Origin of the sequence: Bacillus cereus group sp. BfR-BA-01356 (assembly GCF_022663635.1) — a bacterium.
In the GTDB taxonomy this organism is placed as follows: Bacteria; Bacillota; Bacilli; order Bacillales; family Bacillaceae_G; genus Bacillus_A; species Bacillus_A cereus.
The window spans coordinates 1-26651 of the sequence record NZ_JAKUFX010000082.1; the positions used below are offsets into that span (position 1 = coordinate 1).

Consider the following 26651-nt stretch of genomic DNA (forward strand, 5'->3'; position numbering starts at 1 on the left):
ATATCTAGCTTAATATACATACTAACCACCTCAGAGTCAGTATGGAGAATCCAATTGAAAATGTACATATTTATTCAAGCGTTAATGTACATATTTAAGTTAGCATTTATAGTTAAGAAAAGCATGAATTCAAGGCCATTAACTTATTCAATTTGTATTTTCAAATATAAGGAAAAGCCAAGTTTTATTAATAATGATTTACTACACGAAACGAAATTTGCTTATTTATTAATTGTGGAATACTCAAATTATGTTGTAATAAATAAAAAAGGAATATCTGGATTAGAAAAATTGCTGAAAGATTATATTGAAAGCTTAGAATATACTGCAATATCTAAAACATTTTTGTCGGATAGAACAAATTTTGAAAAGATGTCTTTACATAATATGGATATTTCAGATAATGTAGTAAGAAGAAAGAGCATGGAGGCAATTAACTTAAAGGAATCAATTTCTGTTTTTGGTGTAAGTCAATATATTGTAAATCAAGTGCGACTCTCGAATGGAGAGGAAAAGTTTTCTTTATCATTTAATACTTCTAAAATCAATCAACTTGGTAAGAAGGTCGATTTAAATTTTTACTTAAATTGGGTAATTGGGATATGTAATAAAATAGATTCTTTTGTTGATAGTGAAACCTTTATGGATAACTTTTCTACACCACTTTCGTTTGAGGATTATATAGATGAAATTACTCCAAGTGGTTTATTATTTTTGACAAGTGAATTAGTAAATCAAATAGAAGAGAAAAAGATAGATAGCGTAAGGTATATAGATAGAGAGATTAAATTATTAACTTATGTAAAGAGATTTCAAAGGACATTAGAGATTGAACAAAAAATAATAAGTGGGAAATCCTATTTCATGATCCCGAATAGGTTCGATGACTCATTAAGGCTAAAAATAAATAAAAATTCAATTAGTATCCATTCTAGAATATTAAAAGATGTAATTTTAACATTTGATAATGGGGAAGAAATGAACTTGCTGGCTTTTATCAATCGATATCATACTTTTATGGTATCATTTAATCAAGTTGAAATTATGTATTGGAATAAAAAGTTATTTAAAGATAGTAAACTTTTGAATAATATTAATCATTTTCTAAAGATATTTAAGAAATATAAAAGGTTAGAACATATAGATAGCGAAAAGGGAAAATGCCCAACGAGGACAAAAGAGTTTAGTAACAACTCATTATTTAATTTTGTTGAGAAACAATTAACTATAGGTTCAGATTATGTCATATGTGATGATTTGGGAAATGAGTGGGCAGACTATATTTCTATTAAATCTCATGAAAATATCTCTTTTTTTCATGCTAAACATGGCAAGAAAGGATTAAGTGCTTCCAATTTTCATGAAGTAATTTCTCAAGCGCAAAAAAATTTAGGTAATATTTTTGCAAATGATGCGGAATTAGATAGAAAAAAAGAAAAATGGAACAAGATATACTCTCTTAAAGATTATCCAAACTCTCAAATTAGAAGGTTGCGAAAAGGAACTAATGCTAGATACGCAGTTGATATGTATAGAAAGACCTTGTTAAGCCCAAACACGAGAAAAGAAGTTTATTTGGTTGTTGACTTTATATCATATAATGATATAAAAACAGAATTAGAAAAGTTAAAAAGACATGGTACAGCTAAAAATGAAACTGTTCAAATCTTATGGCTTATTTCCTCGTTTGTTTTAGCTTGTAAAGAAGTGAGTGTAGATGCATATATTACATGTCTCCCGTAAAATTATTGGATAATTTATACTTCCTCTGGAACACCGATTGATCCTATTTAGATTAGATCAAGTAAATATGTATTTAGTAAGTAAGCGTCTATGCTAAAGTTTCTGTTTTATGATTTATCTTATACACATACAATTTTGTACTGTCTAAAGATGGGAATGAGAAGAGGATTTCTAAGAGGTTAGGAGATAGTAGCATCAAATAACATTAGGTATTTATTCGTATGTATTGCTAATATTACAAGTAGAAGCTATAAAAAAGATTTTTTTAGGTAATGTGACTACTGCTATTAAAGAGTGTGAGGGGAAATAAATAAAAACCGTGTCAAACATTGATTTGATACGGTTTTTATTTTTATAAACAAGGAATAGTTCAAATTCATGAGCATTACCATGTTAAGGGAGCGGTTTATTTGATTACTTTTCTTCCTGCATTAAAAATTTCCAAAAACGTTTTAATTCTTCACGCTTTTGGGAGGGTGCAGACATTATATCTTTTATCCATTGATCTAGTTCTATCTTGTCTCCGTCCTTTTTAACATTAAAATTTCGCCCTAGAAGAAAATCCGTAGATACATTAAAGTAATCTGCTATACGTATCAAGGTATTGTAATCAGGTTGACGTTCATTGCGTTCGTACATACCAATTGTACTTTCACTTAGTTGAAGCGAGTGAGCAAGTTCTTTTTGCGTAATTCCTCTTTGTTTTCTTAAATCACGAATTATATTTCCAAACGTTTTCATTCTATCACCTGATAATATATTAACACATTATGTGTTAAATAATTAAAATTTTTAAAAGTTTATAATTGAAATCTATTGACAACACATTATGTGCGGTTTATATTTTAATTAACAACACGAATTGTGTCTTTAGGGGTGAAATGTATGAATTATGAAAGAGTAGCTGAAAATCTAATTAATTTAAGAAATGGGAGATCTAGAGAAGAGGTGGCAAAAGCAGTGGGAATCAGTATTAGTACATTGCAGATGTATGAAAATGGGCAGAGAATTCCACGAGATAATATAAAAATAAAATTAGCGAATTTTTATGGTGTTACAGTTCAAACAATTTTTTTTGATTCAGAACAACACGAAGTGTGTTGAATAATGTTAGATTATTAAGATTATGTAGTTATTTTTTAGAAGTGTAAGTTCGGAAAGTGTTTTGGGAAATTTTACATAAAAAATATTTTTATCATTATATATAAATAACAGGAGTGTATTTGTATGAACATGAAAACATTTGAAATGCGTGAAAAACGATTAGCGGAACTACTAGGTGCAAAGGTACTATGGGAATTTATAAGTGCTGTTACAGAAGAAATTGAAAAACAGGAATTAGAGTCTACACCAGGTTTGTTAGAGGATCTATTCATACATGTGAAAGAAACCATTCAAATTCAAAATATGAATCAACGCATAACAAAAGCCCCTGTAAAAACAGAGGCTGATGGTATAAATAAAGATACATTATTTATGGAAGCATATGTAGAATTAATCAATCATAAGTTTGTTATTTCTGAATTAGCTGTAGAGCTTTCATCTGTTCTAAAAGAATTAAATTGTTTTGTTCAATCATCTTTGCCACAGCTTCAAAGTGAGCTTGATTCTCAAGAACCTCAATCTGCTTCTCTTTAGGGAGTGATTGAAGTATTTCTTTTATTTCTTTACATTCGTATATGTTATTCTCCGAGTCTTCGATTAATTTATTGCGACGATTGGTGTATTCAAGTGCACCTAAGGTCGCTAATGCGCGAGGATCTAATCCTAGAATTTCCATGTATTCCTCTCCTTTCCTCTACAATAATTCGATAGGGGGAAGGAGATTCCTTTAATGAATTAGTAGAGTCTTTATGTAGCTATACAAATTGTTAATGTTTAGTAGACATGTTACCAGGCAGGAATGTAATAGAATTAGACTTTAAAGAGCTTCTAAAAAAGATCAAAAGAAAGGGGAATCCAGTAATTCTCACTCTTTTTCCTTAAATAATCTACATATGATACGGTTGTTTCTTTTATAATGAATTTTACATTGGATTTTTTGGGGAAGATTAGGTAGATAAAGGATATGGGGGATGAATAGATAAATAAAATGAAAGAGAATTGTAAGAATTACAGGGATTGTTAAGGGGTTATTAGGTGGAAATTTTCAAGTACTTAAGGGTGGGAAGATGTGTATCAATCATTACTTAAAAAGTAAAAGATTAGTCATTAAATAGGGAGAAGTGTCTAAGTTAATTGTATAGATGAAAAAACGGAGCATATGAAATTAAAGCATGATGAAACATGTTGAAATAAATAGAAGGAGATCTTTAGATAGGTTAAGCAGAGAAATAAGACATGCTGAGAAAGTGGCTATTGAATTCGAAGAAGTTAAAGTGTGAAAAGTGTCACTTATGTTAACTTGAATATCTACTACTTATTTACTCTATATAAAAAAGCAGCTGCACAAAAGTACAGCTAGTTTTCTTCACAAATTTATATAGCTTTAATGATAAATTGAGATTGAGGTATATATAGTAATTGAGCTGTTAAGGAAGTTGTTGTATTAGCAAATGGGTATGCTTCCTTATAAAGGAATTTACTATACACTATTTCATTCATTTCATAGGTCGTACACAGTTTTTTTAGGATTTTTTGAGAAATTTTATTTGTACAAGCAGCAATAAAATTAAAATCTCTTTTACTTATTTCTTGAATGGCATGTGAAAGCAGGGTAGTGACTATACCACTTCCCATCCAATCTGGATGACAAGCGCCCATATCTAGATAGACCAATTTTTCTTTATCTAAATGAAAAAACTCAATAGATTCTGTCTCTAATGTATCTAAAAGTTGAAAAATAGGTTCCATTTGTGGGCATAGTTCATTCGCTTTATCTGCATCTATTAGTGGCTGGGTTACTTTTTTTGTTAAAAGAACCCCAACAATTTGAAAGTTTTCTATTGCTACAAATGACATAGCTTGAGATACAGCTTGTTTCATCATTTCTTCGCACATTTTGTGAAAAGGAGCAAAAGGAATTTGTAAACTGCTTACAAGAGGTTCATTATTCACAAAAGAATGTGCAAGTAAATGTGCTGCATCTTTCACGTGGTGTGTATCAAGTAGCTCTATATTCATATGTTTTTCCTCTTTCCTGATATAGTGAATAGTAATTAAAAGGATTAAAAATTTTATTTCATTTAGTTAAGTTTAACTATTAAAGCGCTAACAAATATGGTTATGAAACATATGAATGAATCTGTTTAGTAGCAATCGAAATATATTTATAAAGAAATTCTACGATCTCATCTATACATTCAACAGTTGTATATGGAGAGATAGAAAAGAATTTTAATGTAGAAATCGGATTTCTATCATAACTGTTTATTACATCTACTGCACAAGAACGAGTTGTATCACCAAAAAATACTTGATCGCGATTTTCCCCTAGGTAATTAAATAGTTCAATATTTAATCGGTTTGTATCCTCAATCTCTTCTTTTGTTGCAAGGCCAATTCGTTCTTTTTCCCAATTTTCTTGGCCATCTCCATTCATATAGAAACGGAAAGTTGTAATTGGTCCATATGTAAAATCATTTGTGATTGCGACTTGAGGCAGGGCCTTGCGCAACTTTTCTCTAAATAATAGATTTACACGAATATAATTTGCTAATAATTTTTGATATCCTTCAATTCCAAAGGCTAATAGATTGATATACATTGGAATAGCACTACCAGATCGTGAACATTCTAAGGTATAGCCTGTATGATAACTTCCATATGACCTATTACCAAGATAAGGTGTGTCATCTTGTTCAATGTCCATCAGCTGTAAATCAGTATGATTTTTTACGATTAAAATACTTGAAGCATAAGGTGTTTGTCCTAATTTATGAAAATCAAAACATACACTATCAGCAAGTGCCATATATTGCATTTTATCTTGTACGTATAGTAAAGCATTTTTTAAGGTAGGTTCAAATGAAAGTGGATTTTCTTCGAAATTATAATTATTGAAGAAACTATAGAATCCACCCATTGCAGAATCCGCATGGATATAAATAGGTTTTAATTTATATTTTTTTTGTATTGCTTCAGCGCTCTCTTTAATTTTTTTTATATCATCAATGGTAAAAGTATCTGTTGACCCCATAGTAGCTAGAATATAAAGGGGGATACCACCATTATTAATAACTTGTATCATCTTTGCCTCTAAATCATCTATATCCATAGAATTTGAATAAGGATCAGTTTTCACTTTAATTAAGTGATTTGATCCAATGCCAGTTGCTTCAGCTGATTTTAATAAACTATAGTGTGCATTTTCAGAAGCAAAGCAATATACATTTTGTGGAGCACCATATTCATTTGCTAATGGGAATTGTTTAGAAATTGCTAAACGTAAGCTCGAAAATACACAATCTTGTCCACCCCATGTTGTATAACCGCCGCTATTATGCGGATTGTAACCAATCAGTTTTGAAAGCATGGATACAACTTTTACTTCTGCTTCAGCTGCCCCTGGGCCATAGACATCCCAAACACCATTACCATTTAAAAGTGCCATGGTTAGTATACCCAATAATGATGGAATGCTTGGTAGTGGTACAGCATTCGATAAGTAGTATTTATTTGGATAAGGATGGCCATTCATAAATTGGTTTAGTTCTTCTATAACCTCAGACATAGTGATGCCAGCTAGTGGAATATGACTTTGGTGAATTAAGCCATTGTAGTATCCTTCTGATTTTTCCTCACATTTACCTAAAGTAGCTCGCTCTTCATTTTTTAATCGATCAAGATTTTTAATTATTTTCTGCATAGATTCTAATAAAAGTTGTTGTTTTTCTTCATTTCCGTCAACGCTCGGAAATAATTTTAAAATATCTTGCATGCAGTCACTTCTCCTTGTGAAAAACTGGATTTTTATTTTACTTGGTTAAACATAAGGGTGTAATAATTTATAATTGCCCTTTTGAATACTTAAAAATGAGGAGCTATTTAGAAAAAAATGTAATTACATAGAAGATTATATGAATTATAGAATTTAAAGTAAAGAAAATTTTTTTGATTTATTTCAAAAAAATTAATTGTGAGATAATGAAGTTTCTAAAAAAATTTCTGAATTAATTGTTTATTTGGTTTGCATGATGCCCTAGCATGTATGCAACTAATGTAGTAGGTAATTTAATCTAATGTAGAACTATTATAAGGTAGTTGAATATAAGAGCTCAACTACCTTATAAACTGTAGATATTGTTGGAAAAAGAGAAAAAAATAGGATGGAAGTGTTAAAGATATGTTCTAGTTTAGAAGAAGTAGTAGTATGGATTTGGTAGAAGAATCAGCATAATTTTTTTAGGTGAACAATGATCTGATCAAAGCTTTTTAATGAATTCAATTTCATTATCTAATAATAATGGACGAGTTAAGTGTGAAGAATTTTCTTCAACCTGAGTAGAATTTTTTGCACCAGGAATAGCAACTGAAACGGCAGGGTGACTTAAAACATAACGTAAAGCAACTTGCGCTAAACTTCGATTTGAACGTACAAGTGAACGTAATTTTTCTACTGTGTTTAAGCTATCTTTAAACCATTTTTCTTTTGGCCAATCTTTTCTTAAATCATCGTCTGGAAATTGAGTTTCATGATTAAATTTCCCAGTTAAAATTCCCATCTTAAGTGGACCTCTTATCACAGCACCTAAATTATGTTTTTCAATATAAGGAAGGATGTCTTTTTCAGGTTCTTTATTCAAAATACTATAATCGAATTGTACGACATCTAAATCATTATCCTGATTAAAATGTTTTATATAATCTAAATCATTAGTAGAAACGCCAACGGCTCTCACTTTGCCAGATTTTTTTAAGGTTTGGAAAGCTTGTAGAAAGGCTGCTGTTTCTTCAGGTTTATCCCACCAAATATGACAAAAGTACACATCTATATAATCCGTTTTAAGCCGCAGTAAACTAGCCTCAAACGCATCAATGATCTTTTGAGGATCTCCATAAACGGCTGGTTGATTTGGATCATAATGATGACCAATTAATCCACCTTTTGTAGAAAGAATGATATCCTGTCTGCGATTACTTATAGCTTTTGCAACGAGTGTTTCACTATGACCTAATCCATAAACATCAGCAGTGTCAATAAAATTAACCCCTAGATCAATCGCTTTCTCAATTGCATCAAGTGATTCATTATCTTTTACTGCTCCCCATTCATCTCCACCAATTGCCCAAGAACCAAATCCTATCTCTGAAACTATTAATCCTGTGTTACCTAATAATCTATATTCCATTATGTACGGACTCCTCCTTTACAATTTATGTTATAAGAAGTATATATAGTGACCAGTTGGAATATTCTTGAATTTATTTTTGGAGTATAAATTAGGCTATTTCCTTAAATAAAATATGTAAGATTACTGTATAAAAAGAAATTAGAATTATTAGTGAAATGGTTTTTTATGCTTAAATTGAATAAAAGTATGAACTGTTACAGTATAAATATGAGTTTTATTCATAATTTTAATAACTATGCAATAAGTGAAATAAATGTTGAATCTAGTCGGAAAATATAGATTTACAAATTGCAGAATATGTACATATAGTTGTAACTGTAAATATTATCCGTTTTCAAATATTTATAAAAGGAGAAATTTATATGAAAGAAATACAAAAGAAATATGAAATTGTAGAAGAATTAGATGTAACAGTAGGCCAAGAAGCATTATGGATAGCTCATCAAATGGAAATAGAAAAAGGAATGAACAATGAACCGATTATAATAAAGTTAAAAGGAAATCTTCAAATAGAGGTTTTAAAGAAAACGCTTACTACAATAGTGCAATCACATCCGGCGCTACGTACAATATTTAAGAAGAGGGATGAAAAAATAAAGCAATTAATTCAAAAGAATGTAGAATTTGATATACCATTTAAAGATTTAACTGCTTTTAAAAACACAGAACAAAAATCTATTTTAAAGAATTTCTTAGAATCTATAGTGAATGAGAAATTTAGTTTAGAAGAGGGGCCTTTGTTTAAATTCCACATCATTAAATTCAGTGAAGATACATTTATTTTACATTTAATGTTTCATCACATTATTTACGATGGATGGAGTTTAGGAGTCTTCATCCGACAATTATCCAATACGTATGGTGAATTACTTCAAGGGAAGACGAATGTAGAATTTGAATCTCCTTATAAGAACCTCGTAGAGTATGAGGAGGGGTTTATTGATAGTGCAATATATAAAGATGGATCATCGTATTGGAAAGATTATTTACAAGGTGAATTAACTCCTACAGAGTTTCCTATTGATTTTAATAAAATGAATGAAAAAAGATATACAGATAAAAATATAAGTAAGAATATTAATTCGGATTTATTTTATCAAATACAATGTTTTGCTAAAAAAAATAATATAAGTATTTATCGAGTAATGTTAAGTACTTATTGTACCTTGCTTCATCAAATGACAAATGCTGAAGAGATAATTGTTGGTATTCCAATTAATACTAGACCACATACAGAAGAACGAAATACCTTTGGTTATTTTGTTAATACAGTACCTATACGTATAACAATAGAAAAGGGAGAGACATTTAAGGGGATACTTAATAAAGTTAATAAATCTATTCATCTAGCTATTACGTATAAACATAATCCATACTCACATATAGTAAAAGATTTAAATCTAAATACAAATACAAATCATAATATGGTATATTCCACAGCATTTAATACGATGAAGATACCAGAATTAAAAATCCCTGATATTGAGTCAACAGTTTTAACAGATTGTAAAAGAGTAAATCCTTTTAATATGACTTGGAGAATAATGCGATATGAAGGGGAAACAGAGAATAAAATTGAGGTTGACTATAACTCAGCATTATATAAACCAGAGAGTATTAGAGATTTAGTTGAAAGGTATATATATTTGTTACAAAAATTAATGAAGAATGTGAATGAACCTATTCATTCATTGGATTTGCTTTTAGAAAAAGATCATCGTCTATACAAAGAGATGAACTCAAATGCTCTTACATATCCTAATTCAAAAACATTAGATCAATTAATCGATCTACAAGCATTAGAATCGCCAAATCAAATAGCGATTTCAATGGGGGACAAATCCATTACCTATTATGAATTACAGCAAAGGTCAAATCAAATAGCGAATTATTTACGTGAAAATGATTTGAAAAAGGGACAACGTGTAAGTATTACAATGGAGAGAGAGATTGATACCATTGTATGGATTCTAGGCATCTTAAAATCAGGTGGAGTTTATGTACCAATTGATCCAAAGTTTCCTGAAAAAAGAATAGAATACATCTTAAAAGATAGCGAAAGTCAAATGATTATTACGAAGAAAGAATTCAGGGGATTGGTTGAACGGTTTGCGATCCATACAATTTATCTAGAAGATTTTCATTACGCTAATTCTATAGAAAATATTGCGTCTACACATACCATAGAAGATGCAGCTTATATTATCTACACGTCAGGTTCAACAGGTTTGCCAAAAGGAGTCGTTGTACCACATAAAGGCGTAGTTAATTTATCGTATTCAGTAATCAATACATTTCATTTAGGAAAAGAGGATGTGTTTTTACAATTTGCAACGATCATTTTTGACGCCTCCATTATGGAAATATTTCCGATTTTGCTATGTGGAGGAAGAATGCATTTAATTTCTGATATCGAAAAACGTTCAGCAGAGGAATTTATAAATGTAAGTCAAAAGAATGGTATTACAAATGTGGTTTTACCAACTGCGTTTTTTAAATTAATAGCTGATATGCCAAAAGAAAGGTTACTTAAATTAAATTCTGTAAAACGTTTATTTGTGGGAGGAGAAACCTTACCTGCTGAATCAGTTCGTAAATGGCAAAGTAAATTAGGGTTAAAGATTCCAGTTCTTAATGCATATGGTCCTACTGAAACTACTGTATGTGCAACCATGTATGAAGTAAATGGTGAGATACAAAAAGAAATTTCTAGTATCCCAATAGGTAAACCAATTGCTAATAGTGAAGTTTTCGTGGTTAGTCCGTTCAATACTTTATGTCCGTCAGGTGTAGTAGGTGAGTTATTTATTGGCGGTGATGGAGTTGCCAACGGATATTTAAACCAAAAGGAAAAAACAGAAGAGGCGTTTATTTCTTTTGATAAATCCTATAATCATGATAAAAAGATGTATTGTACTGGTGATTTAGTCCGTCTTTTACCAAATGGAAATTTAGAATTTATCGGAAGGAAAGATAACCAAGTAAAAATACGTGGGTATCGAATTGAGCTTGATGAAATCGAAGGAACATTATTTAAACATCCAGAAGTGAGAGATGCTGTAGTATTCACTTATCAAAACGACAAAATCGTTAGCTTTTATTTATCAAAAGACAATACAGAACTAAAACAAGAGGCATTAAAAACATTCTTAAGTGAAAGTTTACCAGATTTTATGATGCCAAATTATGTATTTCACCTTGAAAGTTTTCCTGTATCACCAAGCGGGAAACTAGATAGAAAAAAATTAGAATTACAAATCCCATCTTTACTTGAAAACATGCAGAAGCAATATGTACCACCGATAAGTGAAACGGAAAAAAGGTTAGCAAAAACATGGACAGAGATTTTAAATTTAGGGAAATATAGAATCGGCAGAGATGATGACTTTTTTAAACTTGGGGGACATTCATTAATTGCTGTGCAAGTGTTAAATCAAATTCAAAAAGAGTTTCATCTGAAAATTGAAATTAGAGATATTTTTGAGCATACAACGATTGCTAGTCTATCTGCTTACATCGATAAATTAATGGAAGTAAATCATGATAGGGAAGAACAGAAGATACAAATTTTAAAAGTTACAGATAAGGAAAGTTATCAGTTATCAAGTGCTCAAAAAAGAATCTGGTTTTTAAATAAATATAACGCCATTAATAGAGTATATGATACACCACTACACATATATATTGAGCCGAGTTTAAATAAGGATATTTTACAAGACACCATAAGATTTTTAGTTGAACGACACGAGATGCTACGAACAGTGTTTATTGAAAGAAATGGGGAGCCTAGACAAGTCATCTTAAACTCAATAGCGATTGATTTAATTCACGATGAGATTGAACACATGACTAAAAAAGAACAACAAGAATATATACGCACAACAATAAATCAAACGGATCATACACCATTTGATTTAGAAAATGGCCCTCTTTTTAGGATTAGAATTTTTAATCTGGATAAGAAAAAGTCTTATTTATATATCAATTTACATCACATTATTACAGATGAGTGGAGTGTAAGGAATTTATTAGATGAATTAATGAAGGTATATAGTGCTTTTGCTAAACGTAGAAATCCTGAGTTGCCAACTATTTCTAATCGATATGTAGATTATGCAGAGTGGGAACAGGCGCAGTTAAATTTAGGTCGATGGGATACAGAAAAATCTTATTGGATGGCCGAACTTGCAGCACCTCTTCCTATATTAAATCTTCCTTTAGATTTTAGTAGGAATCGTCAAAGTACAAATAAAGGTACAGTATTTGAAATGAAGTTAGATAATGAAATGAAAGAGTCTTTGAAACAAGTATGTGAACAAGAGAATGTTTCTATGTATATGCTATTTTTAGCAGCCTATATTCAATTGTTACATTATCTAACGGATCAAAAAGATATTATTGTAGGTACACCGGTTGTTGGAAGGAATCATCAAGAATTTGAAAAGATACAAGGTTTTTTTGTAAATACCTTAGCGATCAGAACACAATTGAATGATGTGAAAAATTTAACACAGCTATTACAAGTAGTGAGAGAGAAGTGTTTGAATTCATTCCAAAACCAATCGTACCCATTTGATAAAGTAATTGAGCAAATAAATCCTGATAGAAGCTTTGGGAATAACCCGATCTTTTCTACTATGTTTAGTTATCAGAAAGAAATTCTGCAGCAACATGATGCGTATAAGCTTCAGTTGTTACCTAATAAACAAGATATTAGTAAGTTTGACATTTCTTTAGCTGTTGAAGAAGGATTGGATTATGTAGGGGTTTCATTTGAGTATGATATTAATCTTTTCAAGGAAGAGTCAATTAATAGGTTTACTCAAAATTTACTTACTATACTGGATGCATTTATTCATCAACGAACAGTAGCATATGAAAATCTTTCATTCCTATCACAGGAAGAAGAATCTTTATATAAAAAGGTAAATCATACAGAAAGACCATATCCTTATTTTCAAAATATACAAGAGCAATTCTATATGCAAGTAGATAGACAACCCGATCGGATTGCTATAACGACTGCAACGGAATCTTTAACATATAGACAATTAAATATGAGCTCTAATCAAATAGCTCAACATTTACTCGAAAAAGGTATAAAAAGAGGTGATAAGGTAGCCATATTTTTAGATAGAAGTATGAATAGTATCGTTTCTATGCTTGGAATATTAAAAGCCGGTGCTGCCTATATACCAATCGATGTAAAATACCCTGAGGATAGAATAAATTATATAGTTCGTGACAGTGAGGCATGTAGAATTATAACGAGTAACAAATTCAAAAGTCATTTGAATGTAAGTGATTATAAGGTTTCAATAATAGAGGATATATATCGTACGACTATAAATGATGATGTGAAAATTTTAAATAAACCAGATGACTTGGCATATGTAATTTATACTTCAGGCTCAACAGGAAAACCAAAAGGTACATTATTAACGCATAAAGGAGTATTAAATTTAGTTGAATGGAGAAATGAAGTATTTCAGATCTCTCCAAATGATAAAGTAACACAGTTTTATTCCCATAGTTTTGATTCTTCAGTATCAGAAATTTTTTCTACCTTGTTAAATGGGGCGGAACTATATTTATTAAGTGATGAACAGCGCTATTCAACTGTCGCATATGCTCAAGCCATTCAAGAAACTCAAGCAACTATTTCTGACTTACCAACAGTATTTTTCAATGAATTATCGACTTCATTAACGAAACCGGATAGTGAAAAGATACGTTCTTTAAGATTTATAATAATGGGAGGGGAAGCTGCATCAACAAATGCTATTAGAAATTGGCAAAATACTTTTAAAAACCAAGTACAACTGGTAAATGAGTATGGCCCTACTGAAGCAACCGTTTCAGCAATGTATTATTTCATACCAGTTTTAGAAGGCGACAATAATCTTTTAGGAAGCATACCTATTGGTATTCCTATTTCTAATACAAAGGTTCATATATTGAATTCATATATGCAACATTGTCCGGTAGGGGCTATGGGTGAATTATATATTGAAAGTTTAGGATTGGCCGAAGGGTATTGGAAGCAGGAAGAAAAAACAAAACAGGCATTTATTTCAAACCCATTTTCAGAAGACAATAGTAAAAGATTATATCGAACAGGTGATTTAGCAAGGTGGTTACCCAATGGAAATATAGAATTTATGGGGAGAAAAGATAAGCAGGTTAAAATTAGAGGGCACAGAATTGAATTAGGTGAAATAGAAGATGCAATGTTACAACTTGATGGGATTAGTCAGGCTGTAGTAACACAAACGGAAGATGGAATGTTACTGCAAGCTTATTATAAAACAGTGGACGGTATAGGGATAGAGAAAAATAAGTTAGCTTTACATTTATCAAATGTATTGCCAGAATATATGGTCCCTAAATATTACTCTCATGTGTTAGAAATACCAATAACGGCGAACGGTAAAATTGATTTTGAAAAGCTGCCAAAAATAGAGTTTGGTCATGAGCAAAAAGATGAGTGTAAACTTAAACCTCAAACTAAAGTGCAAAAAGACATTGCAAAGGTATGGTCTGAAGTTCTAAACGTAAAATCTATAGGTTTAAAAGATGATTTCTTTAATTTAGGTGGACATTCTTTAAAAGTTATGCCAGCATTAGTCAAATTAAAACCGTTATACCCTAACTTGAAAATTCAAGATTTCTTTAAGTATAGAACCATAGAAAAATTAGCCTCTCATATTGAAGAGATGGAAGATATGTCGTTCAAGAAAGAGAAAAATATGAATGTAGCATGTATGGAAAATGAAACGAAAACGACGCCTGTTTATGAAACAACTAAATTAGAAGAATGTGAGTTAGATATGGTGAATTATCCAAAAGCAGTTTTCCTTACAGGGGCAACAGGATATTTAGGAGCACATATTTTAGAACGATTATTACAGTTACCATCTACGACTATTTACTGTTTAGTAAGAAAAAATGAGGATCAAGTAATTGGTGCAAAGTTAAAAGAAAGAATGGAGTTTTATTTCGGTAAAGAAATTCTCCAAAAGTTGAAGGAGAGAGTAGAATTAATTGAAGGAGATTTATCTTTGATGAATCTAGGTCTAGGTTCAAAGCAATTGGACCATTTAAAGAATAGGGTAGAGTCAATCATACATTGTGGTGGAGAAGTTAGACACTATGGAGAACGTGAGCATTTTCAAAAGGTAAATGTTCAGTCTACAAAATACTTGTTGGAATTAGCTAAGAACACAAATGCACGTTTTCATTATATGTCGACTTTAAGTGTAGTAGGTCAGGCTGAAAGCGATCCAAAAGAATTTGAATTCTTTGAGTCTAATTTTGATAGAGGGCAAAATTTAGATAATCTGTACCTAGAAAGTAAGTTTCAAGGCGAGAAAATGGTCAGAGAAGCAATGGAAAAAGGAGTTCGTGCCACAATATACCGTGTGGGGAATTTAGTGGGTAACTCTAAAACAGGTAAATTTCAATACAATATTAATGAAAACGCATTTTATAGATTATTAAAAGGGATATGCCTATCTAGCATAGCTCCTGACGTCAATACGTATGTAGATTTAACGCCTGTAGACTATGGAAGTTTAGCTATTACTGAATTATCTTATAAGGCCAATACAGTAAATAAAACCATGCATATTTGTAATCCAAATCAGCTTAAATGGGACCAATTTATTAATAGTTTACAAGCTTTTGGATACGATATCCTGTTAATGAAACAAGAGAAGTATATAGAGAAGTTTTTTAATACGAATCTAACTACTGATGAACAGAAAGCTTTAGAGCTCATAATGCCTTTATTAGAATCTGTAGAAGAGCTATCAGTGGCTATACCATCTTGTTTATACACGCAAGGATATTTGAAGAATATACATTGTTTAGAGCCAAATCAAGAATATATCAATTTGTTATTAAATTATGCTATGAGTATAGAGTATTTACCATTAATTAAAGAACCAATACTGTTGTAGTATACTCTATCGATTTTGAACAAAAAAGAACCTGTTTTCCATTGAGAACAGGTTCTTTTTCTGGAAAGATAACTATTTAGTGGTACGGAACAGATTCCTTCTCAATAGGGTTGGGAACGTACTATTGAAAATATGAATATACAATTATACGTTTTTATAGTAATAAAATTTGATATATAATTGAAAAGTTTTTGATAGATAGTTTTAAATTTTTTTAGAAATTTATTTATTAATATTAAAAATTGAAGGTGATACCTTGAAGTTAAATGACATTTAAAATATTTCTTAATTTATGTATTCTAGAGGGAGGGGAGATAAGTTGAGGGAAAATGAAAACATATCAACGAAAGAAAAGATTTTGAATACAATATTGGGGTTAATTAAAGACGAAGGTTTGTAAAGGTATTCATTGAAAAAACGTTTATAAAATAAACTTAATCACCTTTATAAACTTGATATTCCAATGTTTCGTACATAAAGCCTTTCTGTTTGTAAAGATATACCTTTACAAACAGATGGAGAAAAATCTCTAACTATGATAAATAGCAATATTTAACTTAGTTTTCTCGATAAGTATATTATGTATAAAATTATAATAATAGTTAATATTTCCTAGTTTATAGTGTACAGTAGATATGCAGGTATTATTTTAGAATTTAGAGGAGGTAACTTTAGATGAAAAAGAAAATTATGTTTACTGCACTGACTTCAACATTATTAGCTATTCCATTATTTTTAGGAGTAAATCATGAAACGAAGGTTGAAGCAAAATCTACTCTTGCGAGTGGTTTTTGTAAAAGTTCTCAAGCTACATCTTACATAAGTACATTTGTAGGTGATAAAGAAGAGTTTGAGGGCGTGGAATTTGAGGCAATAAAAGGACATCCAGATATATATTATTTACGTTCATACGAAAAAGATGGATATGCACTTCTTGAAGGTAAAAAACCAGGAAAGGGCTGTCTAAAGGTTGTTGAATCTGAGGGTGAAGTGTATTACTGGGATGTACTAGTTAAAGAAAGATAAAAATTAAATTTCTATTGAGGTAGCACCACATCGCTATCAAGCTAAAGAAGTAGGTCACCCCACATCCATCAAGCTATAATTTTAGATTATCCCCAAAATGAAATATTTATCTTTCTATAGTGATCTATGAGCCTTTAACTCATTTTTTCGTTTTGGGGAACAATGAATTTCTTAGCTTGATAGGCATGTGGCGAGACTCCTAAAACACCTATAAAATTTTACATCTAAAAAATGAAAATATGCATATTTTTAAATCAAATAACAAAATTGTAAATATATAGGTTGCAATAGATGTGTAGACACTCTCCGAGTCTCCTAAGTATCTATTTTTCGATACGAAGTCTCTTTATAGACTTCGTTTTTTTTATAAATAATGAAAGTAAACTTTTAGCCAAAAGTTTACTTTCATTTCCCCTTAAATATTGACTTCTATCTAATTTCATTGATTTTATAAAAAGTAGACAAAAAAGTAGACATTCAAATCATTGAAAACAAAAGGATTGAAAAACAGATGGATAAAAAGCAACATTTAATTGATGTACAACCAATTCGAAGCAAAGAACAGCTCGAAGATATGAAATGGTCTCTTAAACATCATTATTCAGACCGTAATTACATTTTATTTTTAATTGGTATTAATACGGGGTTACGCGTAAGTCATTTACTTAAAATGGAAACGAGTAAAATTTTAAAACTGAAGAGAAAAAAAGGAAAGAATTTAAAGTGAAAGAAGGAAAGACAAAAAAGGAACGTATCATAAATATTACATCAATTTTTGAGGAAGTATTGCCCTACGCTGAAGATCTAAAAAGTACCTGACTATTTCCTTCTAGAAAAGGGGATAAACCCATTAGTAAAATTCAAGCCTATCGACAATTACAAAAAGCCGGAGGTTTTGCCGGAGTCGAATCTTTAGGTACACATACCATGCGTAAAACATTCAGATATTGGTTTTACAAGCAAACAAAAGATATTGCTATGTTACAAGAAATATTGAATCATAGTGTAACAATCTAGTGTAGTCTTATAATAAAGTTTGATTAAATTAACTTAATAACCCTTGATAAAAGAACAAATAGAAAAAGCTTGTATTGAAAAAAAGACTGACCAAAACACGCTTTTTCTATATTTAATTGAATCATCCTTTTATAAAAAAACCGATCACTTTTGTGCTATGTTCTTCAATTAAAGCATATGTTCTTCAAATACAATTTTTCATAAGCTGAAGAGAATGGGCCAATATGACGGTTACGTTCTTTAATTCGTTCTTTGTAGCTAAGAGTTGATTAAAGATGGGCTTATATGTGCTTCTTCAATCTCTTTTCCATTATTTCTGCCATTTGTTTCGAATCTGGATTTACTTCATTTTTTAATTTATCAATGATGTTGATATAATCCGTTTCATTTCGGTTCTGACTTAATTTATATGCAGCTTGAATGTCTCCCACCTTAATCTTAAATCCAACTATACCTTTCAGTTCACTTTTTAAGAGATCCGGAGAAAGTTTATCCCATAATATTGGATTTTCTCGATTCTCTTCATATTTTTTCAGCATTGTTGTTAATTCTTCTATTAATTCCTCTTTATCTAAAATGCTTGCTTTACCATATACATGGACGGCCTGATAATTCCATGTTGGAACTTCTTCATGTCCATACCAAGAAGAAGAGACGTAAGAGTGTGGTCCCTGAAACATTACAAGAACATCTTCACAAGTTTCAAATGTTCTCCACTGGGGGTTTCCATAAGTCATATGTCCAGTAATAAAATAATCATTACCTTTTTTAGCTAACCCAAAAGGCAAATGAGTGGCAATTGGTTTCTCTTTTTTTGTTGTGACGATTGTTCCAAAAGAGTTTTTTTGAACAAAATCCCAAATTTCATCAACATTTGTGACATTAAAATACTTTGGAATATACATAATAACCTACCTTTCAAAAAAGTTATATGAGTGTTTTAATCATTATAAGATCAATTTGTTCCTCATCCCCCATATAAAAGGAGTGAGATCCAGCTTGTACAAACCCTAATTTCTTATAAAAAGCAATAGCATTTTCATTTTTCTCCCATACGCCTAGCCAGATATTCTTTTTATTCTGTGCTATTGCAATTTCAATAGCATTATTTAGTAGATATTTACCAAGACCATGTCTTTGAAATGAGCCCTTTATATAAATTCTCTCGATTTCAAGTGATTCATCGCCCATTTCTTCAGACTGAGCATCATCGGTATTGACCTTTAGATATCCAGCGATTTCATTGTTAAAGTAGACAAAAAAGAATTGCGAAGAGGTATTGGATAATTCTTTTTCTAATTGTTTCAAGTTAAATGCCTTTTCCAAATAGTTATTCATATTTTCGGGTGAATTCTGATGTTTAAATGTCTCATTAAATGTTTCATAACTAATTTCTTGAAGTTTGTGTATATCTTCAAGGGTGCACTTTTCTATCTTTGTAGTCATTTAAATAGTTCGCTCCTTTATATAATCAATAATTTCTCTTATTTCCCTTTTTTACAAACTCCCAATCTTTTTCTATATTTTTTCTTACTCTTTGAAGAAGATTAGAAATAGTTTCCGCTTCTTTTTCAGAAAACCCCTCTAATGCAACAGTATTTGAATAATCATTTTCTCTTTTAATAAAAGGATAGACATTTTCCCCTTTTTCTGTCGGGAAAAGTTTTTTGATTTTCTTGTTAGATTCATCTTCTTTCTTTTCAATAAATCCATTGATTTCAAGCTTTTTGATAGCACGGGCTGCTGTTGTACGATCTACTTTTATCATCTCAGATAGCTTTTCTTGAATGATTCCTGGATTTTCACATATTCGCACAAGGTACAAATACTGCCCTTTTGTAAGCTCATATTCTTTAAATTCTATATTACTAATAGAATCCAATGACCTTGCAATCATTCCAATTTCACGAAGAATTTCCTTCATAATGAACTCCTTATCGTTTGTTTTTGTTGCAAATGCAACAATTTAAAGTTACGTTTAATATAAAATATTTTTATTGTAAATGCAACAAAAATAATGATAAAGAGGTTGATAAAAATGAAATATGTTCTTTATGTATTAGGAATTTTAATATTAACCCTTGGTATTTCTTTCACAATACAATCAGATCTTGGAACTTCACCTTTTGATGCACTTTTAGTAGGACTTTCTTTAAATGTGGGGCTTACTGTGGGAAGTTGGGAAATAATAATAGCTTTATTATTGATATGTTGTAATTCAATTTTACAAAGACAAAGACCAGAATTTTTAGGGTTGTTAACAGCATTTATAACAGGTATTGGCATTGATATGTGGATTTTTTTATTGCACAATTTGATAACACCCGAACTATGGTACAGCAAATTTGTTTGTTTTGGATTAGGTTTAGTTATTATAGGATTAGGAACTGCAACATATTTACATACTAATTTCGCACCAATTCCAGTTGATCGACTAACATTAATCATACAAGAATTAACTAGAACAAATATATTTATTTCAAGAACATTCATTTACCTCTTATTTTTGATAATGGCAATGATTTTAAATGGACCAATTGGCGTTGGCACTTTATTAACCGTTTGTTTAGGGGGGATAATCCTTGATTATTTCATGCCATTTACTAAAAAGGGATTAAATCGCATATTAACACTCTCTAGTACATCACCAAATAATAATAAAAATAACAAGCATTCTATATAGAATGCTTGTTATTTTTATTCAGCTCGTTTAGAAATTTAATCATGTCTTTTGCTTGATCCTCAGTAGTGAAATTAATAATATTCATGAATTTCGTAACATCTGGATCAGACCATATTTTAAATAAGCTTAATGAATCGGATTCTTCTGTTTTTCTTAAATGTAATCTTTGTGTGTATAGTTCTGTAATCAATACTTTTACCTTCATTATATTGGTGATGGGTAGATTGAAAATATTGATATCTGTGCATAATTCAGCTCTTTCTACTCTTAGTTATTTTTTATTATACATAAGAGAAATAGAGAGAGGGAATTATGTGATTTTTTTATATCTACTTTGTTTCTTAATTGTTTTTTCCATTTAATAGCACAAGTGATTTCATTAAAATGAAAGGAGAAAATCCTTACCTTTACTTCAAGTATCAGTATGTGATTGATATTAGTAATAATAGAATAGTTAATTAAACTTTAGGGGAGGAACAATAATATGGCAAAAGTTCTAATGTTTAATTTTCCAGGAGAAGGACATATTAATCCGACAATTGCACTTGTCGAAGAACTAATAAAAAGAGGCGAGGAAGTTATTTACTATTGCGTAGAAAAGTATAGAAGTAAAATAGAGAATACAGGAGCTTTGTTTCGACCATATGAAAATTTCATATCACAAATAGACATGGTAAAAAGAATGAGTAGGCAAATAGATTCTCAAGAACTATTATTACACATGGTAAAATCCATGGATAAAATAATAGAGATAATTTTAGAAGAAGTAAAAGAAGAAGAATACGATTATGTTATATATGATAATAATTTCGCTGTTGGATGGATCATAGCAGAAGTATTACAATTACCTAAAATTTCTTCATGTACAACATTTGCCATTACTAAAAAGATCGCCTCTACTCTTATGAAAAATCATGGAGAAGAAAATAAAAAATCCCCTTTATATCAGGAAGTCATTTGTATTTTAAAAAAATGGGAAGATATTTATGGAATTACTCTTAATGAAAAACAGAATGTGATGACATGCCCAGGGGATATTACAATTGTATATACATCAAAATTGTATCAACCAAATGTCGAAGAATTTGATGATTCTTATATATTTGTCGGGCCCTCTATTTCACAGCGTAAAGATGTAGATTCTTTTTCCTTAGAACAGGAAAAGGGAAACAAACTTATTTTTATTTCTATGGGAACAGTATTTAACCAGCAACCCGACTTTTATTACACATGTTTTGAAGCATTTCGAGATAGCTCGGTTACTGTCATATTAGCTATAGGGGAACAAAATGATATTAGTCAATTAGATAATATTCCTTCTAATTTTAAGCTATATAATTATGTTCCTCAATTAGATATTCTACAACATATTGATCTATTTATTACACATGGGGGAATGAATAGTTCCAGTGAAAGCTTATATTTTGGTGTTCCTATGCTAGTTATTCCAGTTATGGGAGATCAGCCTATAGTTGCTCAAAGAATAGAAGAATTAGAAGCCGGAGTCCAGTTAGATCGTAATTTGCTTACTCCGGAAATATTACGTAATACAGCAATTCATGTGTTATCAAATAATATTTATACAAAAAATAGCCATAGAATTGGGAAATCTTTAAAAAATGCTGGAGGATATAACAAGGCAATCGATGAAATTGAAACCTTTAAATTTAAAATGGGTATTGAGTAAAGCAAAACTACTGTGACTTTAAAAATGAATTATGAAAATGAGTTATATGGAGGGAACTAAAATGAAGATTTTAGAACAAAACTATCAAGAAACTAACTATCTACAATCTTATGAGAAAAGTCTAAAATTATGGCCAACTAGTTTTTCATCTTACTTTGTAGAAACATCTCAAGGGAAGACTCATATTATTGAAAGTGGTAATAAATTAGCACAACCTCTCGTATTACTTCATGGGGCAAAAATGAGTTCGACAATGTGGTATTCAAATATTTTACAATGGAGTAAACATTTTAGAATAATGTGTATTGATATTTTAGGAGATAAAAATAAAAGTCTTCCAAAAAAAGGCTTTACAGATCGTTTAAGTTACGCACTATGGTTAAAAGAAGTATTACATACATTAGAAATTAATAGCACGAACATTGTAGGATTGTCATATGGTGCTTTGCATACTGTTAACTTCTTAACATTTTTTCCAGAGAAGGTAAATAAGGCTGTAATAATGAGTCCTGCAGCAACGTATATTCCTTTTCATCCTTTGTTTTTTTCCTATGCTTCAGGAATGATGAATAGTAGGGAAGGGGTCGAGAAATTTTTAGGGTGGATTTTTGAGAATCGATACACTGTGCATCCTCATATTCAAGAACAATTGATAGCAGGAATGATGTGGAATAATTCAGTGAAAAATGAAACTCCAACAGAACAGGGGTTTCCATATATTTTTACAAACCAAGAGTTAGCCGAAATTCAAACGCCTATGCTGTTAATGTTAGGGGAGAATGAAGTAATGTATAACCCAATAGAAGCTTTCAAATGTGCTGAAAATTCATCACCCAACCTAACTGTAGAATTGGTGAAAGGTGTAGGCCATTTAATGTCCATGGAGAATCCTCAATATATAAATAATCGCATTTTGGATTTTTTCAATAAATAGGGCATCTCTAGTATCCCATTGCAGTTGTTGAACTCATAAGTTCAGTATCTACAACCACTTGAACACCATCTGTGCAACTGTCCTTGATGGGCTATCTGATGTAACTATATCGGTTTTAACATGGAAATTGTTTATTTATAGGTGTTTTTTAGTTGTGTAATTTTTATGATAAGGAGGAATGGGGCTGGGTATATGAGGATAGTAGTTAATGAGAAAGATTTGCCGTTGATTTCAGTTAGAACTTCTATTTGAGATTATGAACAGATTAATGATTTAATTGTTTTAACAAAGGAATGAATCGACGAGTACTATTCATTGCTATGGTCAAAGGTGCCTGTAATGCATTTTCTTCAAGAAGGGATTTATTTACTAAAATAAAGTTGTGGAGCATGTGGTGATTGGTATGAAAATTCTATCTAATAACCTATCAGTTTTATGTTGCTTATGGTTATTCAGTTAGTCGTTTATATCTTGCTTTTTACTTTATTCATTTTAAGCATTTTAATTTTTTGGATACTAGAAGTTGAATAATTATGAATAAATACGCTTGATTTATATTCTATTTTTTGGTTATTAAGTTAACTTATTATATAATAGTTCAATATTTTATGTGTATCAATTGCATCATGTAGATGTTGGCGAAGTACTTCACGTGTTTGATCAGAAGTAACTTCCGTAATGGCATATGCATAGTTTCTAACTGCTGTTTTTGATGCAAGTAATAAATCTGTAGCGATGACTTGATCAGTCATCGGTGACATACCTGTAATATTTTGAATAAATTCGTTCATTTTCTCACCTTCTTCTAGTTAGGATAGTAAGTTCTTTAATTCTTGGCAATGTTTCATAGTCATGTTTACATCTTGTTGTAAAAGATTCTTTAAAGTTGGATCTTTTGCGACACCAGCCATTACAGCAGATTTTGTCATACAAACGTTTTTAAAAGTTAACATTTCGTGTAATTCATTTATTTCAGGAACGCCTTTTACGTTTTCTTCCAAGATTTTCACCCCTCTTCTTTTTTGTTACAAAGGGAGATAGGAGTGAAGTAATCAAAGTAAACAAGTTCTGTTATGAAAGGAATCAATCATTCTTTCTCCTATTTCCCTCTGCCATATTATGAGGTTAAAACTAGAACTTATCCCTCAAAATATAATTACCATAAAATAGTATATATATTTTTCTGTGATTCATAGCATATTAAAACCATAGGAGGTGAAACGATATGGCAAAAAATAATAGTAAAAGCCGTAATGAATTATTAGTTCAAGATGCTGAGAATGCACTTGATCAAATGAAGTATGAGATTGCACAAGAGTTTGGTGTCCAACTAGGTGCAGATACAACTTCTCGTGCAAATGGTTCTGTTGGTGGTGAAATTACAAAACGTCTTGTAGCTTTAGCAGAACAACAACTTGGCAGTAGAATTAATCGTTAACTTTATTTCAAATTAAGTGATTACAATTATTCAAATCAATTGAGCATTAGAACAATAATGTAAATCCTTATAACAATTGCATTTGTGCTCAAAGATTGTTAAGAAAATTCAGTAATAATCTTTGAGTATTTTGTTTTGCTTTCAAAGAACAGAGTATGGGAAGGCGTTTCTCATGAACGGCAAGCGAAATGTTGTACGAAGAAATATAATTCATAGTTTGCTACTTATATTGAAAAGCATATTTATGATGTTTTTTTGAAAGGAAGGTATTTGAAAATGGGTATATTAAGTGTAAATCCTCAAAATGAACCTTTACATTATGGAGAAGTTTTTGATATTTGGAGTGCTCTTCTTACAGTGCAAGGTTCCATTGCCGGATATCAAGTATACATAAATCATACTGGTGATGAAGAGTTAAAGAAATTCTTAGATAATTTAATTGAGAATGATATGAATTCAGAAGTAGAAGAATTAAAAGAACTTTTAAAAGTAAATGGGGTCGCTTTACCACCTGCGCCTCCAGAACGACCGGTTGCATCTATTGAAGATATTCCTCCAGGTGCACGTATTAATGATGCAGAAATTGCGGCTGCTGTTTCAGCAGGGTTAGCAGCAGGACTTGTGACATGTAGTCAAGTGATGGGAAAATGTCTTCGAGAAGATGTAGGGATGCTATTTGGACAATTTCATATGAAAAAAGCGCAGGCAGGTGTTGCTTTACTGCGTTTAAGTAAGAAAAAAGGATGGGTAGTTTTACCTCCATTACATGTGAAAAACTCTGATCAAGCGTAACACAAAATAAAGAAGTGGTCTATGCCACTTCTTTATTTTTCTTTATTGGATGATTTCTCGAATTGGGATTTGTTTATTGTAGAAGAATCTATATATTCATCTGACATTTCCATAGCATAGTTATCATGGTGCATTTGATTATGTTCTCTTGATTTATCCTCTTCATGTAGTACTACCTTCTTCATATAAATATGGAAGAAAACTTCTATCCCACCTATAATCAAAGCAGCTACAAATGAAGAAAAACCAATATTACGAGTAAAATCTGAATTAGTTAATAGGTATGTTAGAAACCAAATTCCAAAGAAGCTTAAGCCAAAATCTGCGATTGTCGCAATCATGTTTCCATACTTAGGTAAAACAAAGAGATCTCCAATTAAATAAGCAGCTCCTGTAAGGAAAAGAGAAATCAGCAATATCCTAGGAATTGAAATGTCTTGAAAAATACCGAGTATGATTAATAATACTGCAGTAATAGCTGTATATTTAATTAATAAGGCAACAATATGTTTCATTATTTACCTCCATTATTTGAAAAGTATATAGAATGAAATATTTCATTAAAAACGGGTTATGCTTTTATAGAGCGTAACCCGTTTCACTTTGTGAGGGAGGTTTATTTATTACATGATATCCCATGTCACGTTTTTGGTTTTTGGTTTTTCGTTCTCCTACACAGTACTATTTTGTGGAGTATTAGTATAATTTATGCAGAAAAAAAGAAAATGAAAATTCCAAAAAAAGGATAAATATTTTCGGGTATTTTTATACATATTAAGAACAAGGAGGTGAGATACAATGGCAAACAATAACAGTGGAAGCCGTAACGAACTATTAGTTCGTGGTGCTGAAAGTGCAATCGATCAAATGAAATATGAAATCGCACAAGAGTTTGGTGTACAACTTGGTGCAGACGCAACATCTCGTTCAAACGGATCTGTTGGTGGTGAAATTACAAAACGTCTCGTATCATTAGCTGAGCAACAACTTGGCGGTGGCGTTACTCGTTAATTTTATATACGAAATGGATATAGAGGAGAGGCATGCTGTCTCTCCTTTCTCATACATTTTTTTAGT

21 protein-coding genes and 3 pseudogenes are annotated in these 26651 nt (G+C 30.8%); 13 read left to right on the top strand and 11 right to left on the bottom strand.

The window, feature by feature from the left end:
* Nucleotides 1-1743, top strand: a 1743-nt coding sequence (locus MR168_RS22455) for a hypothetical protein (protein ID WP_242291493.1), incomplete at its 5' end; no start/stop codon positions are given.
* A 414-nt stretch (nucleotides 1744-2157) separates the two neighbouring features.
* On the opposite strand, the gene MR168_RS22460 is transcribed toward MR168_RS22455, so the two are convergent.
* The gene (locus tag MR168_RS22460; RefSeq protein WP_074790019.1) at nucleotides 2158-2484 is read right to left on the bottom strand and encodes a helix-turn-helix domain-containing protein; all 327 of its coding nucleotides are present in this window, start codon (nucleotides 2482-2484) and stop codon (nucleotides 2158-2160) included.
* 144 nt (nucleotides 2485-2628) lie between these two features.
* Between MR168_RS22460 and MR168_RS22465 the strand changes: the two genes are divergently transcribed.
* Both MR168_RS22465 and MR168_RS22470 read left to right on the top strand, forming a co-directional pair.
* Nucleotides 2629-2847: a helix-turn-helix transcriptional regulator gene (locus tag MR168_RS22465; RefSeq protein ID WP_001105580.1), complete on the top strand. Its 219-nt coding sequence runs from the start codon at nucleotides 2629-2631 to the stop codon at nucleotides 2845-2847.
* 123 nt (nucleotides 2848-2970) lie between these two features.
* Nucleotides 2971-3381, top strand: a complete 411-nt coding sequence (locus MR168_RS22470) for a hypothetical protein (RefSeq protein WP_016093817.1) — start codon at nucleotides 2971-2973, stop codon at nucleotides 3379-3381.
* Nucleotides 3382-4221: 840 nt separating this feature from the next.
* On the opposite strand, the gene MR168_RS22475 is transcribed toward MR168_RS22470, so the two are convergent.
* The 3 genes from MR168_RS22475 to MR168_RS22485 form a co-directional block, all read right to left on the bottom strand.
* Nucleotides 4222-4866, bottom strand: coding sequence for a GNAT family N-acetyltransferase (locus MR168_RS22475; RefSeq protein ID WP_153579077.1), 645 nt, complete (start codon nucleotides 4864-4866; stop codon nucleotides 4222-4224).
* A gap of 100 nt (nucleotides 4867-4966) precedes the next feature.
* Complete coding sequence (locus MR168_RS22480; RefSeq protein ID WP_153579078.1) at nucleotides 4967-6622, bottom strand: pyridoxal phosphate-dependent decarboxylase family protein; 1656 nt, start codon at nucleotides 6620-6622, stop codon at nucleotides 4967-4969.
* Nucleotides 6623-7106: 484 nt separating this feature from the next.
* A complete protein-coding gene (locus tag MR168_RS22485) occupies nucleotides 7107-8033 on the bottom strand; it encodes an aldo/keto reductase (protein ID WP_136983087.1) in 927 nt (308 codons plus the stop codon).
* Nucleotides 8034-8398: 365 nt separating this feature from the next.
* Between MR168_RS22485 and MR168_RS22490 the strand changes: the two genes are divergently transcribed.
* From MR168_RS22490 to MR168_RS22505, 4 genes and pseudogenes are all read left to right on the top strand, one after another.
* Nucleotides 8399-15997 carry a non-ribosomal peptide synthetase gene (locus MR168_RS22490; protein WP_242291494.1) on the top strand — a complete coding sequence of 2533 codons (7599 nt, stop codon included), beginning with the start codon at nucleotides 8399-8401 and terminating at the stop codon, nucleotides 15995-15997.
* 319 nt (nucleotides 15998-16316) lie between these two features.
* Nucleotides 16317-16391, top strand: a pseudogene (locus MR168_RS22495) (TetR/AcrR family transcriptional regulator); the annotation flags it as partial.
* Between the two features lie 281 nt (nucleotides 16392-16672).
* Nucleotides 16673-17023 (top strand): hypothetical protein, encoded by a 351-nt coding sequence (locus MR168_RS22500; protein WP_153578899.1) that lies wholly within the window; start codon nucleotides 16673-16675, stop codon nucleotides 17021-17023.
* Between the two features lie 511 nt (nucleotides 17024-17534).
* Nucleotides 17535-18040: pseudogene (locus MR168_RS22505) on the top strand (tyrosine-type recombinase/integrase).
* A gap of 281 nt (nucleotides 18041-18321) precedes the next feature.
* On the opposite strand, the gene MR168_RS22510 reads toward MR168_RS22505, so the two are convergent.
* The 3 genes from MR168_RS22510 to MR168_RS22520 are packed head-to-tail and all read right to left on the bottom strand — an operon-like array spanning nucleotide 18322 to nucleotide 19964.
* Complete coding sequence (locus tag MR168_RS22510) at nucleotides 18322-18945, bottom strand: FMN-binding negative transcriptional regulator (protein WP_153578898.1); 624 nt, start codon at nucleotides 18943-18945, stop codon at nucleotides 18322-18324.
* A gap of 22 nt (nucleotides 18946-18967) precedes the next feature.
* Complete coding sequence (gene paiA / locus MR168_RS22515) at nucleotides 18968-19486, bottom strand: spermidine/spermine N(1)-acetyltransferase (RefSeq protein WP_153578897.1); 519 nt, start codon at nucleotides 19484-19486, stop codon at nucleotides 18968-18970.
* A 25-nt stretch (nucleotides 19487-19511) separates the two neighbouring features.
* A complete protein-coding gene (locus MR168_RS22520) occupies nucleotides 19512-19964 on the bottom strand; it encodes a MarR family winged helix-turn-helix transcriptional regulator (RefSeq protein WP_153578896.1) in 453 nt (150 codons plus the stop codon).
* A 114-nt stretch (nucleotides 19965-20078) separates the two neighbouring features.
* On the opposite strand from MR168_RS22520, the gene MR168_RS22525 reads away from it, so the two are divergent.
* The gene (locus tag MR168_RS22525) at nucleotides 20079-20723 is read left to right on the top strand and encodes a YczE/YyaS/YitT family protein (RefSeq protein WP_153578895.1); all 645 of its coding nucleotides are present in this window, start codon (nucleotides 20079-20081) and stop codon (nucleotides 20721-20723) included.
* Between the two features lie 4 nt (nucleotides 20724-20727).
* On the opposite strand, the pseudogene MR168_RS22530 reads toward MR168_RS22525, so the two are convergent.
* Nucleotides 20728-20913 (bottom strand): annotated as a pseudogene (locus MR168_RS22530) (GNAT family protein); the annotation flags it as partial.
* A gap of 294 nt (nucleotides 20914-21207) precedes the next feature.
* On the opposite strand from MR168_RS22530, the gene MR168_RS22535 reads away from it, so the two are divergent.
* Nucleotides 21208-22410 (top strand): macrolide family glycosyltransferase, encoded by a 1203-nt coding sequence (locus MR168_RS22535; protein ID WP_153578894.1) that lies wholly within the window; start codon nucleotides 21208-21210, stop codon nucleotides 22408-22410.
* A 61-nt stretch (nucleotides 22411-22471) separates the two neighbouring features.
* Nucleotides 22472-23344 (top strand): alpha/beta fold hydrolase, encoded by an 873-nt coding sequence (locus MR168_RS22540; RefSeq protein WP_153578893.1) that lies wholly within the window; start codon nucleotides 22472-22474, stop codon nucleotides 23342-23344.
* 578 nt (nucleotides 23345-23922) lie between these two features.
* Here the strand turns inward: MR168_RS22540 and MR168_RS22545 are convergent.
* Nucleotides 23923-24135 carry a spore coat protein gene (locus MR168_RS22545; RefSeq protein WP_228497267.1) on the bottom strand — a complete coding sequence of 71 codons (213 nt, stop codon included), beginning with the start codon at nucleotides 24133-24135 and terminating at the stop codon, nucleotides 23923-23925.
* Between the two features lie 18 nt (nucleotides 24136-24153).
* The gene (locus MR168_RS22550) at nucleotides 24154-24345 is read right to left on the bottom strand and encodes a spore coat protein (RefSeq protein ID WP_194810836.1); all 192 of its coding nucleotides are present in this window, start codon (nucleotides 24343-24345) and stop codon (nucleotides 24154-24156) included.
* A 224-nt stretch (nucleotides 24346-24569) separates the two neighbouring features.
* Here MR168_RS22550 and MR168_RS22555 point away from each other — a divergent pair, with 224 nt between their 5' ends.
* Nucleotides 24570-24782 (top strand): alpha/beta-type small acid-soluble spore protein, encoded by a 213-nt coding sequence (locus tag MR168_RS22555; RefSeq protein ID WP_153578892.1) that lies wholly within the window; start codon nucleotides 24570-24572, stop codon nucleotides 24780-24782.
* 276 nt (nucleotides 24783-25058) lie between these two features.
* Nucleotides 25059-25574, top strand: coding sequence for a DUF3231 family protein (locus MR168_RS22560; protein WP_153578891.1), 516 nt, complete (start codon nucleotides 25059-25061; stop codon nucleotides 25572-25574).
* A 32-nt stretch (nucleotides 25575-25606) separates the two neighbouring features.
* Here the strand turns inward: MR168_RS22560 and MR168_RS22565 are convergent, their stop codons facing one another.
* The gene (locus tag MR168_RS22565) at nucleotides 25607-26089 is read right to left on the bottom strand and encodes a YndM family protein (protein ID WP_153578890.1); all 483 of its coding nucleotides are present in this window, start codon (nucleotides 26087-26089) and stop codon (nucleotides 25607-25609) included.
* Nucleotides 26090-26372: 283 nt separating this feature from the next.
* On the opposite strand from MR168_RS22565, the gene MR168_RS22570 reads away from it, so the two are divergent.
* Nucleotides 26373-26585: an alpha/beta-type small acid-soluble spore protein gene (locus MR168_RS22570; RefSeq protein WP_153578889.1), complete on the top strand. Its 213-nt coding sequence runs from the start codon at nucleotides 26373-26375 to the stop codon at nucleotides 26583-26585.
* The last annotated feature ends 66 nt before the right edge of the window (nucleotides 26586-26651 follow it).

Excerpts from the sequence above, each read along its gene's own strand:
- MR168_RS22460 (WP_074790019.1), bottom strand. The coding sequence starts at position 2,484 with ATGAAAACGTTTGGAAATATAATTCGTGATTTAAGAAAACAAAGAGGA.
- MR168_RS22465 (WP_001105580.1), top strand. The coding sequence starts at position 2,629 with ATGAATTATGAAAGAGTAGCTGAAAATCTAATTAATTTAAGAAATGGG.
- MR168_RS22470 (WP_016093817.1), top strand. The coding sequence starts at position 2,971 with ATGAACATGAAAACATTTGAAATGCGTGAAAAACGATTAGCGGAACTA.
- MR168_RS22475 (WP_153579077.1), bottom strand. The coding sequence starts at position 4,866 with ATGAATATAGAGCTACTTGATACACACCACGTGAAAGATGCAGCACAT.
- MR168_RS22480 (WP_153579078.1), bottom strand. The coding sequence starts at position 6,622 with ATGCAAGATATTTTAAAATTATTTCCGAGCGTTGACGGAAATGAAGAA.
- MR168_RS22485 (WP_136983087.1), bottom strand. The coding sequence starts at position 8,033 with ATGGAATATAGATTATTAGGTAACACAGGATTAATAGTTTCAGAGATA.
- MR168_RS22490 (WP_242291494.1), top strand. The coding sequence starts at position 8,399 with ATGAAAGAAATACAAAAGAAATATGAAATTGTAGAAGAATTAGATGTA.
- MR168_RS22500 (WP_153578899.1), top strand. The coding sequence starts at position 16,673 with ATGAAAAAGAAAATTATGTTTACTGCACTGACTTCAACATTATTAGCT.
- MR168_RS22510 (WP_153578898.1), bottom strand. The coding sequence starts at position 18,945 with ATGTATATTCCAAAGTATTTTAATGTCACAAATGTTGATGAAATTTGG.
- paiA (WP_153578897.1), bottom strand. The coding sequence starts at position 19,486 with ATGACTACAAAGATAGAAAAGTGCACCCTTGAAGATATACACAAACTT.
- MR168_RS22520 (WP_153578896.1), bottom strand. The coding sequence starts at position 19,964 with ATGAAGGAAATTCTTCGTGAAATTGGAATGATTGCAAGGTCATTGGAT.
- MR168_RS22525 (WP_153578895.1), top strand. The coding sequence starts at position 20,079 with ATGAAATATGTTCTTTATGTATTAGGAATTTTAATATTAACCCTTGGT.
- MR168_RS22535 (WP_153578894.1), top strand. The coding sequence starts at position 21,208 with ATGGCAAAAGTTCTAATGTTTAATTTTCCAGGAGAAGGACATATTAAT.
- MR168_RS22540 (WP_153578893.1), top strand. The coding sequence starts at position 22,472 with ATGAAGATTTTAGAACAAAACTATCAAGAAACTAACTATCTACAATCT.
- MR168_RS22545 (WP_228497267.1), bottom strand. The coding sequence starts at position 24,135 with ATGAACGAATTTATTCAAAATATTACAGGTATGTCACCGATGACTGAT.
- MR168_RS22555 (WP_153578892.1), top strand. The coding sequence starts at position 24,570 with ATGGCAAAAAATAATAGTAAAAGCCGTAATGAATTATTAGTTCAAGAT.
- MR168_RS22560 (WP_153578891.1), top strand. The coding sequence starts at position 25,059 with ATGGGTATATTAAGTGTAAATCCTCAAAATGAACCTTTACATTATGGA.
- MR168_RS22565 (WP_153578890.1), bottom strand. The coding sequence starts at position 26,089 with ATGAAACATATTGTTGCCTTATTAATTAAATATACAGCTATTACTGCA.
- MR168_RS22570 (WP_153578889.1), top strand. The coding sequence starts at position 26,373 with ATGGCAAACAATAACAGTGGAAGCCGTAACGAACTATTAGTTCGTGGT.